The sequence below is a fragment of the Pedobacter xixiisoli genome, from assembly GCF_900215335.1.
Lineage (GTDB): Bacteria > Bacteroidota > Bacteroidia > Sphingobacteriales > Sphingobacteriaceae > Pedobacter > Pedobacter xixiisoli.
In genome coordinates, this window is record NZ_OCMT01000002.1 from 963,719 (window position 1) to 976,759 (window position 13,041).

The following is a 13,041-nucleotide window of genomic DNA, read 5'->3' on the forward strand; positions in this document are numbered from 1 at the left end:
ATGAAAAAACAGCTACTCTTTAGTATGATGATAAGCCTGGCCTGTAGCCATCTTTATGCACAGCAGCTCGAAATTTCAAGCAATGCTACATTGGAACTTTCAAACGGGGTTTCTTTCTATGCAAACGGACTGACACTTAAACCATCAGCCACGGTAAATTTAACTGGCCTAAGTATACAGCCAAAGGCTACGTTGACCAATCAAACCTTAGGCACGACCCATATCTCCAGAACTTACTCTTTGGGTACAAATGCGCCTAATTTTTCTGGAGAGATCCTTATTAACTATTTGGATCAAGAACTCAACGGATTGGATGAAAGCCAGTTAAAATTAGCGGTATACAACAATACGCAATGGCAGTATTTAGCCACAAGTACTACAAACACGGCTGACAATATTGCTACAGCTGCTCAGCTCGATAATATCATATTGGGAGAGTTAGCACTAGGCTTAGCTGACGTGCTACCTTTGAGATGGGGCGAATTAACAGTTAAAAGACAGGGCCTGAATGTCAAAATAGTTTGGAAGACCCAATATGAACAAGATGTAGCCCACTTTGTTGTAGAGCGCAGCAGGGATGGTCAAAATTGGGAAGTAGCCATCCAACAAATTGTCGCTCGCAACTTGGCAGGTCCAAATTTGTACGATCAGATAGACAGGCCCAACGATATGCAAAGACGTTATTATAGAGTTAAACAAATAGATATGGATGGGAAGGAAAGCCATTCAGCAATCGCTGTACTACCAGGTACTTCAGCACTGGAAAGCTTGTCGATTTATCCTAATCCTGCAAAACGCATCTTCAGCATCAATAGACTGGATGAGCGCGATGTAAAGAACGTGATGCTTTATGATCTTAGCGGCAGACTACTAAAGCAGTGGGAAAATAGGGTCTCCAATTATGACATCTCCGCAATGAGCGAAGGCTTACATCTTGTAAAAATAATTGCAGCAGATGGTACAACGGTTACCCAAAAACTGTTGATCAAGAAATAGAAACACAAGTCCAAGGTGTATGCCTTGGGCAATTATCAGCGCAACTACTGCTATCGCATTAAGATACCGGACTAAATCCGGCATGACGATATAGGAATGGTTGGTGGGTTTATCATAGCCCTTCGGTTTTAACCAGGGGCTAATTAATTGGATAGATTGCTTCACTCCCATACACATTCCCCATTCTTCGGTTCGCAATGACTATCTAGGAATGGGTGCTAATGTAGGAATGGTCGGTGGGTTGTTCATAGCCCCTCGGTTTTAACCAAGGGCTAACTAATTGGATAGATTGCTTCACTCCTCTCAAATCCCTTGCTTCAGTTCGCAATGACGGTTCGGGAATGGATGACGAACTAGGAATGGTCGGTAGGTTAATATTCATAGCCCCTCGGTTTTAACCAGGGCTAACGAATATTTTGGCAGGTAAAGACATCAGCCTATAAGCTAATATGAGGGTAGAAATTCCTCCCCCTACCCCCTCCAAAGTGGGACATTAAGGCGCATATGGTGACGATGTAGGAATGGTCGGTAGATTATTATTCATAGCCCTTCGGTTTTAACCAGGGCTAACGAATATTTTGGCAGGTAAAGACATCAGCCTATAAGTTAAAGCGATTCTCCATAAAACATTCCCTTTCCAAAAATGTTAGGACTAGATAATTTCATATCTATGACCGAAAACCGATCGTTTAGCCTATACCGAACTTTAACTGCAAGTATTCTTTATCTCTTTGGACTAGTAGTCTTATTATGGTTCTTATACAAGACCATCTCGGTGGTGATCTTATTTTTATTTGCCATAATCTTGGGTATCATCATCAACCAGCCTGTCAACAAATTAGAGAAACGGGGCATGAAGAGATGGCTTGCGGCGCTGCTAGTGCTTGGCGCCATTTTTATCGTAACTTCGGTAATTGGTATTTTGGTAGTGCCAGTAATTAGCGATCAAATAGATATCTTAATAGGAAATATACCCAGCTATATCAATAGCATTACCTCACATTTAGAGCATCTTTTAAGGAAATATCCAGAATTAAGTAAAAACATCCCTAAAGAACAAGTTTCTTTGGGCAGTGCAATGCCATCGCTCGGGAAAACCGTAATGGGCCTGGGCAGCTTTTCTTTCAGCATTTTGGGAGGCTTATTTGTCTTTATCGTTTTCATATCGATGATTGTATTCTTTGTGGGCAATCCCAGACCAATCATTCAATTGTACCTATCTGCTTTTTTACCAGATAAACGTGAAAAGGCCACCAATGCGTTAAAACATACTTCTACCATGTTGGGCGGCTGGATGAAATCAAATCTAATTGGTGGCATTATACAAGCAGTACTAGTTTTTGTGTTCCTAAGCATATTTGGCGTACCGGGCGCACTGGTTTGGGCAGCCTTGGCATTTTTCTCTGAGCTGATTCCCAAGATAGGTTTTTATATCATGGCCATACCTCCCACTTTGGTGGCATTGTCTATCAGTCCGGCAACAGCATTGTGGTGCTTGGTGTTTTTCCTGATATTGAACGAGGTAACTGCCGATTTTCTAATGCCCAAGCTTAGGTCTAAGACCATGAACATCCACCCTGTTTCTTTGTTGTTTCTATTGTTATCGATGGGTGCAGCTTTCGGGATTATGGGTGCATTATTGGCTACACCTATGGCAGCTATTATTAAAGCTTATTACGAAGAGTTTTACCTAGCCAGATTTCCCGAAGACCATCAGATTGAAAATAACATCGATGAGATTTTATATGGAAATGATAAATAGTATCTTGCCTGAATTGCGAAAACAATATCAACCGATATGAGCATGAAACAACAATCTTTTGCCTTATTATTTGCCTTGTTTTTATCGATAGGCTGCAACAACGTTAAAGAAGAAAGTAAGGAAGAAAAACCAAAGCAAGAAAGCAAGTCGACATTGCCTAGAGCAACGATGGTTAAAAAGGATAGCCTATCTACCGCCGAGGCCGTGAAACTGGCTGAAGCGCAGTTTGGAAAGTACCTACCGAAAATGCTCGAAGCCAACAATGCCTATCCAGATAGTCAAGATACGTTCACTGGTGATTTTACGGGTGATGGCATCGCCGACATTGCCATCTACTTTTCCTTGGCTCCGAAAGAGGGCGGCAATACCATAGTTGCGCAAGGACTGGCGCTATACCAAAACAATGGAACCACAGTAAAGGTAATTGCAGGTTTTGAACCCAACTATCTTTTCAGCTTCACAAAAATTGAGAAGGGAAAAATTTACATCGAAAAATTGGCCTACGCAGATACCGATGGCAGATGCTGCCCATCCATAAAAACGGATCATATCCTTACCATAGCAGGAAACACGGTGTATTAGTTAGGATTTGAATAGCCGCAAATTTAAACCTTGGCATTTTTAAGTATTGGTTATTGATGATGTACGATCTAACCATTATTTTATTTCCTATTTATTGATTATTTCATTATTTGTCTATAGAAAATTGATTATTCGTTAAGTTATTATTCATTATAAAAATTACTTTCTGTAACAGCAATACTTCACGCAACTGTAACCTGCCAAGCAAACTATAGGTCTAACATGGTTTAACAAATAAAACTCCATCATGATTAGACACTATTTAGCTTTCATTTTATTATTCAGTTCCACTTTACTTTGTGCACAGCAAATTGATACGGCAAAGCTCAATGCCTACTTCGACACTTTAGCCAAACATGATAAATTTATGGGCAGTGTTGCCTTTTCAAAAAAGGGACAAATACTTTATCAAAAAACAATTGGCTTTGCCGATGTAGCGCAAGCTAAAAAAGCTACTAATGAATCTATTTACAGGGTTGGCTCCATTTCGAAAACTTTTACCGCAGTACTTGTAATGAAGGCCATAGAGGAAAAGCGCTTGAGACTTGAGCAATCGCTCGAAACATTTTTCCCAAATCTGCCTAATGCCAGTAAAATCACCCTTGCCGATTTGTTAGGACATCGCAGTGGTATTGCAGATTTTACTGATCAAGCCGACTATCTCACTTGGAACACCGAGCCAAAGAGTGAAAAAGAAATGCTAGCAATAATTACTAGAGGTGGTAGCGATTTTGAACCTAGGAGCAAAACAGGTTACAGTAACTCTAATTACGTATTGTTAACCTATCTTCTAGAGAAAACTTACGGTAAAACCTTTGCGTTTATCTTGCAACAAAAAATATGTAAACCAATTGGATTAAGAAGCACCTATGTAGGCGCTACGATTGACATGCAAAAGCAAGAAGTAAAATCCTATAGCTACAACAATGGTTGGCAGCTGAGCAGCGAAACCGATATGTCTATTCCTCTAGGTTCTGGTGCCATTGTATCCAACACCACCGACTTACTGCGCTTTGCACATGCTTTATTCAATAAGCAGCTAATTAGCACAGAAAGCTTAGCGCTGATGCAGAACATGCAAGAAGGTATAGGTCTAGGGCTTTTTGCTATCCCTTTTGAGGAGAAAATAAGCTATGGTCACAGAGGCGGGATAGATAAGTTTACAGCTGTATTTTCACATTTCCCAAAGGAGGATATTACATTTGCACTTACCGCTAATGGCAGCAATTACAACGGTAACGAAATTCCGTTAACTGTACTGAATGCCATCTTTGGAAAAGACTTCGAAGTTCCAAACTTTACTACCTATGCCCTAGAACCAACTGCACTGGTACAGTACATTGGCACCTACAGTTCTACCAAGCTACCTTTTAAAATCAGTATTAGCAGTAACGGCCAACAACTCGTAGCACAAGCAGATGGTCAATCGGCTATGCCATTCGAAGCCGTTTCGAAAGATCAATTTAGATTTGACAAGGCTGGCATTAATTTGATATTTCATCCAGCAGAACAAACCATGCTCTTAAAACAGGGTAGCGGCGAATTTCTATTCAAAAAACAGTAATTGCTACAAGCTGGTTGATGTAAGAACAAACAATTAGCGAATCTACGAGGTTATTAGCTACATGGCAACACAGGAAATTACAACCTCGCACACTAACACTTTACAAAAAGGTGCCCGAATAACCCTAGGACTTTTCATGGTTTTGGCGGGCATTGTGCACCTCACTTTTCAGCGTAAAGAATTTCAGGCGCAGGTACCCAACTGGGTGCCTATTAATAAAGATGCAACAGTCATACTTTCTGGCGTAGCCGAAATTGGATTTGGCTTGGCTATGTTGTTTTACAGCAAACAGCGTCCAAAAGTGGGGATAGCACTAGCGCTATTTTATATCGCCATTTTTCCTGGTAATATAGCGCAATACCTTAACCATAGGGATGCTTTCGGATTAAATAGCGATAAAGCCCGATTAGCTCGATTATTTTTTCAGCCGGTATTAGTGGCATGGGCTTTATGGAGCACAGGTGCATTTGCTTTCTTCAAGAAATGTAACAAATTGACGAAAAAAAGTTAATCACTTCATTAGCAAAACATTTTAAATTGGTTTTTTATTATCTTAGATCACACACAAAAGAAAACCAATTATGAAACCAGTTAAAACATTGATTGCCTTAGGCATTAGTATATGCCTGTGTGCCTGCGCCGCCTACAAGCCAAACTATTTCGGATCTAAATATCCGCCGACCGAAACCATTAAATCCTACTATTCTACCAAAGACATTGATAAGCCTTACGAAGTCATTGGACACATGAACGTGGCAACGGGATGGTCGGAAGCGAGCCAAGAGAGAACCAGGCGAGAGGTAATTAAAAAAGCTAAAGAAATTGGGGGAGACGGTGTTGTTTTTTCGGAACTTAACAGACAGGTGAACAGGAAAACAACTGATGATTTCACGATCAAGGTGGAGGTAATCAAATTCAAATAACCAACATTGCTCTAACGAATAAGTCCATCGCCTTGATTTTAAGCCCTTAGACGATAGATTCATTTTTTTTTAATTTCAATAAAACCTTTTTAAAAATTGATGGTTATATCTATATAAATCTTCATAAAAAAGTTTGTTTGGTTATGCCCACCGATGGATGTCAGTGGGCTATTTTTTTGCCCTGTAAGCACAGAAGTGGAATTTGCTAGCTGCAAATCTAAAATTTTAAAACTCAGCTTTTCGCTTCTATTTTCTTTCGTTTTCCAAAAAGATATTGGTACTGTCCATCAAAGGCGTAGCCCAATTCGCCTATTACTTTAAAATGGAAATTAGCTAGGTTTTTTGTTTTAATTACCTTAAAAGCTTTACTGATCGTATCCACATAATAGGCTACATTTTTATCTTTTGCATAATAGGTATGATCGCGTTCCCGATAATAATCGGCAGTGAAACACTCGGCTAAAAAATGAAAACTCTCGGCATCAGCATCTGGCACTAGCTGATCACGAAAATAGACATGATTTTTATCTTTGGCCACATTCTGTACTTCGCTTGGATAAAGCACTTCAAAAGTTTCAACATCAGCCTCTGCTAACTCATGATGGTAGAAGCAGTAAATTTTGTTGCCTACTTTTTGGTAGAGTCCCGACAGCGCTTCATAAGCCGAAAAACGATGAGGAAGTCGCTGTTCAAAGAGGTAATCAGCATTTCCAGAGCTTGCCATCCCCTTCTCAAAATCTAAAATCTGGAAATCAGCAGGATTGGCACCTGGCAGAATGTCGAAACTGTTCATATAGCTATCTATATAAACATGGTTCTTATCTTTGAAATAATGGAAAGTAGAGCCGTTACTCTGTATAATTTCAAAGGTTTCGAAATCAATTACCGAATAGAATTTACGGTAAACTTCGCTATCAAAATGGAGGATCATCTGATGATCAATCACAAAGAAATGGTGACCTAATGCTTTTCTACCCATCATATTCATCAAAAAGTTTAAACTAAAATTTTAACGAACCTCAAGCATAATGCCAAGTGGGCGCTAATTGCCATTAACACTGCATTAACATTTCATTAACCGTCATCTAGTGTAGGGCTGTCTATCTTTGAAAAAAGAAATCACAACATTATCAATTACGCAAATGAAAAAATACCTTTTAACTCTACTAACTGTAATAAGCAGCCTTATAGCTTTGGCGCAGAGCTCACAAAGCAAGTCGGAAAAAATTAGCTTTTCTACACACGAAACCGATACCGAGCACAGACTTAAAGCTTCTTTTCCGGCAGAACGGGCTGAACGTGTATATGCTGCATTTACAGCCGCACTGGGAGTAGCAAAGCAATCGTCGGCTACAGAAAGCACTTGGACAGGTGGCACCTATACCGCTACTGTTACTCCAACTGGATTTAAAGCTAATTTAGATAAAGAAAATGCCTCTGCCAAAGAAATTGCTAAGTTTAAACAACTTGCAGCAGGCCTACACAAGGCATTAGGACAGCCGCAGCCACCTCAACCACCAGCGCATTAGTAAAGGCGATGAAAAAGAAATTAGGTTTGGATAATAGCTAACTCCCCAAACCTAATTTCATCTATATCCCTGACCTTTGAAGACATGAGTCTATTTTTGAAAGTCTGGTTTAATTACCACATAGAAAATGGGTTGATGGTTAAGTTAGAGTTGGCATACCTCATATCAGTAGTTACATTTTCGCCTGCCCAGCTTGGCAAACTATAAGTCTCGCCTTCACTGCTTAATTCAATTTCTGCAACAACCAGTCCTTCATTTAGTCCACCAAACACATCAACCTCCCACGTTTTTCCTTCATAAACCACATAGTATCTAGTTTTATCAATTAAGTTGGTACAAAAATGATTTAATAGTTCGTTCGCCTCCTCTACTGGTATTTCGTACTCAAACTCTGGTCTACTCGCCCCTACCGCTTTCCCTTTAATGGTTAAATAACCTTGCGGGCCTTTAGTTCTTACACGAATGGTTTTATTGGGATCTGTTTGTAAATAGCCTTGCCTAATTACCATATGGTCATGAGCTACTTCTTTGTCCCAAATGTTTTCAAGCACCAAATATTTATGTTCTATTTCTACAGCCATTAAACTCTTATTTTTTTTCGAATATAGGCAATTCCTAATGCTGTTTCATTGGAAACAGATTCAAGATTTTTGTTCTTGTTGAAAAGGAAGATGCCTGATACACTAAACGCCATTGAAGTTTTTTCTAGACATTTCTGTTACAAACCAAAAACTTGAGATGTACGTATATGTACTTGTTTTTACCATTTTTTAGTTCAAAAACAGGCTTTTTAACAGCAAATAACGCTATAGGCATTTTTTTTGGCTAGACTAATAAAACTTAATTAAATTGTCATGAAAATAAATACTAACCATTTGATCACCCGTTTGGCTGTAGCAGCAACGGTGATTTTCTCCATCTCATCCTGTAAAAAAGATAACGATGAAGATTTAACCCTAAACTCTAAATTATCTTTTGTAAACACTGTAGAGGGCTCAGTAGCACAAGACGTATACATTAATGACTTGAAGGTGAACACTTCGGCTGTAGCTTACACCAACACTGTAACCGACGTAAACACATCTTCGGGAAGCAAAACACTATCTTTTAAGAACACAGGAACTGCAACAGTAGCCGCTTCGGCAAACATTAGTGCGGAAGCTAATTCTTCACATACTGTCTTCCTAGTAAAACAAGCCAATGGTAGCTTGGCAGTAAATACATATGCCAATGATGAAACAACTACTAGTGGAAAAGCTAAAGTCCGTTTTATTAATGTTGCACCTTTATTAAGCAATGCAATTAATGTAACTACTAGCGTTGGTACAAATTTAGTTTCCAACTTATTATTTAGAACCGCATCTGCTTATCAAACTGTAGATGCCAATACCAGTTTGAATATAACAATGACAGGTTCTTTAGAAGTCACTACCATTGCAGGCTCGGAGCTACAAGCTGGTAAAAATTACATTATTTGGTTCGACAGTTCTACCAGTACCAAAGCGAAATATCATATCGTTATACAGAAATAAAAAAAGCGGCTTAATGCCGCTTTTTTTATAAGACTATCTCTTAACTAAACACAATAGAGAAAGTAGTACCTTCTCCTATTTTACTCTCCACTTCAATATGATCTCCCATAGCTTCTACTTGATTTTTGGTGATAAATAAACCAAAACCGCGGGCATCGCTATTACCATGGAAGGTTTGGTTTAAGCCAAATAACCTTTCACCATTTTTAGGTAAGTCAATGCCTACTCCATTATCTTTAATCCGAAGGATATACCCTCCGCCTAAAGGTTCACATATGATTTCTATTACAGGTTTACGCAAGGCATGGCTGTAACGTAGTGCGTTGGAAATCAGATTAAGCAGCACACTATCCAAATAAGCCTTATTGAAATACACAAACACATCTTCGCCCACATTCACAATGATCTCTGCATTTTTATTCAGGATTTGTGATTCTTGAGTTTGTATGGCATGATTAATATAGTCCAGTAGGTTAAGTGGTTCTTTCACCAGATCCATACTGGTTTGAATGTTCACGATGTTATTAAGATTGTACAGCGTATCATTTAGGTTTACTACTACTTTACGCAGCAGCTTGATCATTTCATTCCGTTCTGTATCAGTTTCTGCATTGCTGATAAGCGAGCTAATACCATCTATATTACTGGCATGCGACCTTAAATTATGGGAAACGATGTAAGAAAAATTAAGCAGACGCTTATTCTGTTCGTTCACTAACTCGTAAGATTTATGCAAGGTTTCTTCGGCTTCTTTGATCATCGTGATATTCATCATGATACCTCTCAGCTTTTCAGGTGCCTCTATACTAGGCTCTACAGTTAGCGTATCTCTTATCCAAATAATTGAACCGTCTTTGGCTACCATCCGATATTCGTATTCGTGATGCTTTCTCAAAAAAAGCTCTTTATCCAAATATTCCGTTACCCGCTCTTTGTCTTCATAATATAGCTTCTCTAAGAAAAATCCAATTTCCGAACTCCACTCATATTGCGTATAACCTAAAATATCATAAACCTTACTACTTACAAAAGTATTGGCAAAGTTGTCTTTTATCGAAGCCTCCCAAACAATACCTTCCATAGAATTGATCAGTTCTTCCGCATATTTTTTGGAGGCAATCAATTGTTCTTCATAAATTACCTGCGGGGTAATGTCCTCAATAATCACAATGTGCTGACTAGGCTTTTCTCCTTCTTCCCAAAGCGGAGAAATAATGGCATTGGCCCAAATTACCTGCTGATTTTTATTGACATACCTACGTACCGAAGAAAACTGACGAATCTCGTTGTTACGAAGTCGTTTAAAGTCATAGGCATCTACTGCTAAATCATCTACATGAATTAACGATTTAATTTTCTTTGAAGTAAGTTCCTTTTCTGAATAACCGAACAGTTTACATAGGAAAGCATTGGCTTCTATAAACTCTCCTGTGATAGAATTAACCCTACCTATCCCGATAGCAGCATTGGCAAAAATGGTTTTATACTTGCTATCAACCACATGCAGCATATCGCTCTGCTGATCTACCATTAAAAAAAGTTGACGGTGCTTATTCAATAACCTCAACAACAAATAACTAGAAAGTACGGTCACCAATAGACCAAATCCCATTAAGCCGCCCAATTGGTAATCTGCTACGATCTTTCTGGTATCGGTAAGATAAATTTTCCAATCGCCCTCTTCAAATGTTTTTGTTTTATAAGTATTACCGGCATATTTATGCTCTCCTGGGATAAAAAATTCTTCCTCGTTGGTTAGCGGGTTAATTTTAGAAAACTGGAAACGATAGTAGCTAAAATTATCGTTCTCTAAACCTGCTATTTTAAGCAATTGATCTAATTTGATCACCACCGCAGAGAAACCCCAAAACTTATTGTCTATATATAAAGGCAATCGGCCAATTACCCCTTTTCCACCTTGTACCAATTCTACCGGACCCTGAAAATACATTTTACGCAATCGTATGGCTTTTTTAGCTTCGAGTTCGTTAAACACACTCAGTTTAAACAAGTCTAAGCCAATAGCTTCTTCGTTTCCCTTAACAGGATACATGTATTTGATAATGCCATCTGGAACTAATTGCACTCCTTGTAAAGAGGGGTTAGCTTTCATGATTTCCGCAGCAACCTTTTCAAAATTACGAGGCTTACCTTGTTGATCTATCGTTAAAGCTACGGTGAGAGCTATATTTTGACTGTTTTTAAGTAGTTGATCCAGGCGGAGCTCTACGCTTTCTAACATAGCATTGATATCTTTCTCCCTGTTCTCTTTAATGATTTGATAACGCTGTTGCGTAATTAAAGAAATAACGGCAACGAGAATAATGAAAAATAAAAATGTGGTTAGTTTGGGATTTAGCGTAAACCAATTAGACTGAATAGGTTGCTTAGAGCTTGTGGGCATTGTTACGATAGCTGTTTGTTATTGTGTTTAGGCAAACTTAAGTCATTACCAGCCAATATAAATTGATGTTAGCCATCAAAAATAAGTGACGATAATCATTTTACGGCAAAATAAGATTAAGAAATGATTAATTAAAAAATATTAAGCTAAATGAAACAACATTAAAAACCCCAAAGATGTTTTAATTCATCTTTGGGGTTCATTTAGAATAATTTATAAATTTTAATGATTCATTTAACAGCGAAAAATACTTGAAAAAAGCAAAGACTTACGACATACAACTTTTCGCTATAATTTCTTCAGCAATTGTTGCGCTTTCTCAAACTGTACTGCGCCATCTGGAATCTTTTCTAACCAAAATCTAGTATCAACTTTCTTATCTTCTTTCAAATAACTCATTGCCATAGCATACGCAGCATCGTATTTATAAACCGAATCGCCTTTGAACAGCTCTTCCAACAACAACCTGCCCTTAGCTACTTCACTAGTTTCAATTAAACTTACTCCATAATAATAAGTCACCATTGCATTTTGCGAATCAGCTAGGTTTAATTTAGACAAGGCAACTTTAGCTTCTTGGTATTTCTTATCGTTAAACAATGTTGCCGCTTGGTCTAAGTCTGTTTTTTCGGCTCCACGCTCTGCAACGTTCATTTGAGGAGCAGCGTTAAATTGTTCGTACAAGTCGCCCTTCCATGGTGCCCAGATCAACATTCCTAATACAAATACTGCCGCTAAACCAGAAACCCATCTTAAATAAGTGCTTAGCTTCGTCACCTTCGGTTGCACAGTATCTATTTCAGCTTCGGCTGCTTCTATATTATCGAAATATTCTTCGTTTAGCGCTTCTAAAGTAGACACCAACGACTTTCGCTCATTATCGTATGCAAACAACATCCTCAAACTACCATGTGCTTCTAAGTAATCTAAAAGATGTTCTTTTAGTTCTTGGTCGTGCTTTAAAAGGCTCTCATATGCCAAACTTTCGGTTTCGTTCAAGTCACCCTCAGCATATCGAGCTGTCCATAAAATTTTGTCCTCAGTCATTTTTTCTATCGATTAATTTAACCAAGCTTGCCATACATTCAGATTTCTTTTTCCTTAAATAACCGTACGTAACGCCTAATGTTTCCGCTACTTTTTCTTGCGCTTCGCCTTTCATGCTCCACCTAATAATTTCTTTACAACGTTCTCCCAGTTTTTCAAAAGCTTGTAAGAATAAAACGTTCTGCTCTTGCTGTTGTGCTAAAACTTCTGCCTGTTCAAATGTATCCTCGCCAATATGTAATAAATCGTCTTCGCCTTTTGTTACCGGGCTTACCGATTTTTTTTTCAATTCGTTAAGCCACTTCCGTTTACACACCAATAATAAAAATGGTTCAAAGGGACACGTAAGCTGTAAATCTTTATATTTTGCTTGGTTGTAGATATCTACCAAAGCCTCCTGAAAAATATCTGCGGCATCATCAGCATTGCCATTGTTGAATAACACAAACGACTTTACCTTACCTGCACATTTCTTGTAAATCTCATTAACCAAAGCTACATCATTGGTAAGTAGCGCAGTAACATAACGTTGGTCCTCATGTACTTTTTTGGTCATCGGTTATTGATTTCTCTAAAAGTAGAATTTATTAGGGATAAGTTAAAAAAGATTTGATAATTCATTGGAAATAACTGGCATTACTATGACCAGTATGTAGAATGGCTTTCTAGAAGGTAAAAGATTTAAAACCTTTACGTTTAAAA

General features: G+C 38.4%; 13 protein-coding genes. 8 read left to right on the top strand and 5 right to left on the bottom strand.

Translation table 11 applies throughout. The features are described 5' to 3' along the window. The 6 genes from CRO54_RS10405 (at position 1) to CRO54_RS10430 (ending at position 5,827) form a co-directional block, all read left to right on the top strand. A complete protein-coding gene (locus CRO54_RS10405) occupies positions 1–996 on the top strand; it encodes a T9SS type A sorting domain-containing protein (protein WP_097131686.1) in 996 nt (331 codons plus the stop codon). Positions 997–1,666: 670 nt separating this feature from the next. Beyond that, the gene (locus tag CRO54_RS10410; protein ID WP_171047876.1) at positions 1,667–2,758 is read left to right on the top strand and encodes an AI-2E family transporter; all 1,092 of its coding nucleotides are present in this window, start codon (positions 1,667–1,669) and stop codon (positions 2,756–2,758) included. Positions 2,759–2,800: 42 nt separating this feature from the next. Further along, positions 2,801–3,340 carry a hypothetical protein gene (locus tag CRO54_RS10415; protein ID WP_097131690.1) on the top strand — a complete coding sequence of 180 codons (540 nt, stop codon included), beginning with the start codon at positions 2,801–2,803 and terminating at the stop codon, positions 3,338–3,340. Between the two features lie 247 nt (positions 3,341–3,587). Further along, a complete protein-coding gene (locus CRO54_RS10420) occupies positions 3,588–4,904 on the top strand; it encodes a serine hydrolase domain-containing protein (protein ID WP_097131692.1) in 1,317 nt (438 codons plus the stop codon). 61 nt (positions 4,905–4,965) lie between these two features. After that, positions 4,966–5,415 (top strand): DoxX family protein, encoded by a 450-nt coding sequence (locus tag CRO54_RS10425; RefSeq protein WP_097131695.1) that lies wholly within the window; start codon positions 4,966–4,968, stop codon positions 5,413–5,415. A gap of 70 nt (positions 5,416–5,485) precedes the next feature. Beyond that, positions 5,486–5,827 (top strand): hypothetical protein, encoded by a 342-nt coding sequence (locus tag CRO54_RS10430; RefSeq protein WP_097131697.1) that lies wholly within the window; start codon positions 5,486–5,488, stop codon positions 5,825–5,827. Positions 5,828–6,059: 232 nt separating this feature from the next. Here CRO54_RS10430 and CRO54_RS10435 read toward each other — a convergent pair whose 3' ends face one another. Continuing rightward, positions 6,060–6,806: a DKNYY domain-containing protein gene (locus tag CRO54_RS10435; protein ID WP_179747342.1), complete on the bottom strand. Its 747-nt coding sequence runs from the start codon at positions 6,804–6,806 to the stop codon at positions 6,060–6,062. A 163-nt stretch (positions 6,807–6,969) separates the two neighbouring features. On the opposite strand from CRO54_RS10435, the gene CRO54_RS10440 reads away from it, so the two are divergent. Then, positions 6,970–7,356, top strand: coding sequence for a hypothetical protein (locus CRO54_RS10440; RefSeq protein WP_097131701.1), 387 nt, complete (start codon positions 6,970–6,972; stop codon positions 7,354–7,356). A 113-nt stretch (positions 7,357–7,469) separates the two neighbouring features. Here CRO54_RS10440 and CRO54_RS10445 read toward each other — a convergent pair whose 3' ends face one another. Continuing rightward, positions 7,470–7,937, bottom strand: coding sequence for a CYTH domain-containing protein (locus tag CRO54_RS10445; protein WP_097131703.1), 468 nt, complete (start codon positions 7,935–7,937; stop codon positions 7,470–7,472). 273 nt (positions 7,938–8,210) lie between these two features. On the opposite strand from CRO54_RS10445, the gene CRO54_RS10450 reads away from it, so the two are divergent. Continuing rightward, entirely contained in the window at positions 8,211–8,888 is a 678-nt protein-coding gene (locus CRO54_RS10450; RefSeq protein ID WP_097131705.1) for a DUF4397 domain-containing protein, read from the top strand. A gap of 40 nt (positions 8,889–8,928) precedes the next feature. Here CRO54_RS10450 and CRO54_RS10455 read toward each other — a convergent pair whose 3' ends face one another. The 3 genes from CRO54_RS10455 to CRO54_RS10465 form a co-directional block, all read right to left on the bottom strand. Next, positions 8,929–11,292 (bottom strand): PAS domain-containing protein, encoded by a 2,364-nt coding sequence (locus CRO54_RS10455; protein ID WP_097131706.1) that lies wholly within the window; start codon positions 11,290–11,292, stop codon positions 8,929–8,931. A 288-nt stretch (positions 11,293–11,580) separates the two neighbouring features. After that, entirely contained in the window at positions 11,581–12,339 is a 759-nt protein-coding gene (locus CRO54_RS10460; RefSeq protein ID WP_097131709.1) for a hypothetical protein, read from the bottom strand. Beyond that, the gene (locus CRO54_RS10465) at positions 12,332–12,895 is read right to left on the bottom strand and encodes an RNA polymerase sigma factor (protein ID WP_097131711.1); all 564 of its coding nucleotides are present in this window, start codon (positions 12,893–12,895) and stop codon (positions 12,332–12,334) included. Before CRO54_RS10465 ends, CRO54_RS10460 begins: the two co-directional genes overlap by 8 nt. Positions 12,896–13,041 lie beyond the last annotated feature (146 nt).

Excerpts from the sequence above, each read along its gene's own strand:
- CRO54_RS10405 (WP_097131686.1), top strand. The coding sequence starts at position 1 with ATGAAAAAACAGCTACTCTTTAGTATGATGATAAGCCTGGCCTGTAGC.
- CRO54_RS10410 (WP_171047876.1), top strand. The coding sequence starts at position 1,667 with ATGACCGAAAACCGATCGTTTAGCCTATACCGAACTTTAACTGCAAGT.
- CRO54_RS10415 (WP_097131690.1), top strand. The coding sequence starts at position 2,801 with ATGAAACAACAATCTTTTGCCTTATTATTTGCCTTGTTTTTATCGATA.
- CRO54_RS10420 (WP_097131692.1), top strand. The coding sequence starts at position 3,588 with ATGATTAGACACTATTTAGCTTTCATTTTATTATTCAGTTCCACTTTA.
- CRO54_RS10425 (WP_097131695.1), top strand. The coding sequence starts at position 4,966 with ATGGCAACACAGGAAATTACAACCTCGCACACTAACACTTTACAAAAA.
- CRO54_RS10430 (WP_097131697.1), top strand. The coding sequence starts at position 5,486 with ATGAAACCAGTTAAAACATTGATTGCCTTAGGCATTAGTATATGCCTG.
- CRO54_RS10435 (WP_179747342.1), bottom strand. The coding sequence starts at position 6,806 with ATGGGTAGAAAAGCATTAGGTCACCATTTCTTTGTGATTGATCATCAG.
- CRO54_RS10440 (WP_097131701.1), top strand. The coding sequence starts at position 6,970 with ATGAAAAAATACCTTTTAACTCTACTAACTGTAATAAGCAGCCTTATA.
- CRO54_RS10445 (WP_097131703.1), bottom strand. The coding sequence starts at position 7,937 with ATGGCTGTAGAAATAGAACATAAATATTTGGTGCTTGAAAACATTTGG.
- CRO54_RS10450 (WP_097131705.1), top strand. The coding sequence starts at position 8,211 with ATGAAAATAAATACTAACCATTTGATCACCCGTTTGGCTGTAGCAGCA.
- CRO54_RS10455 (WP_097131706.1), bottom strand. The coding sequence starts at position 11,292 with ATGCCCACAAGCTCTAAGCAACCTATTCAGTCTAATTGGTTTACGCTA.
- CRO54_RS10460 (WP_097131709.1), bottom strand. The coding sequence starts at position 12,339 with ATGACTGAGGACAAAATTTTATGGACAGCTCGATATGCTGAGGGTGAC.
- CRO54_RS10465 (WP_097131711.1), bottom strand. The coding sequence starts at position 12,895 with ATGACCAAAAAAGTACATGAGGACCAACGTTATGTTACTGCGCTACTT.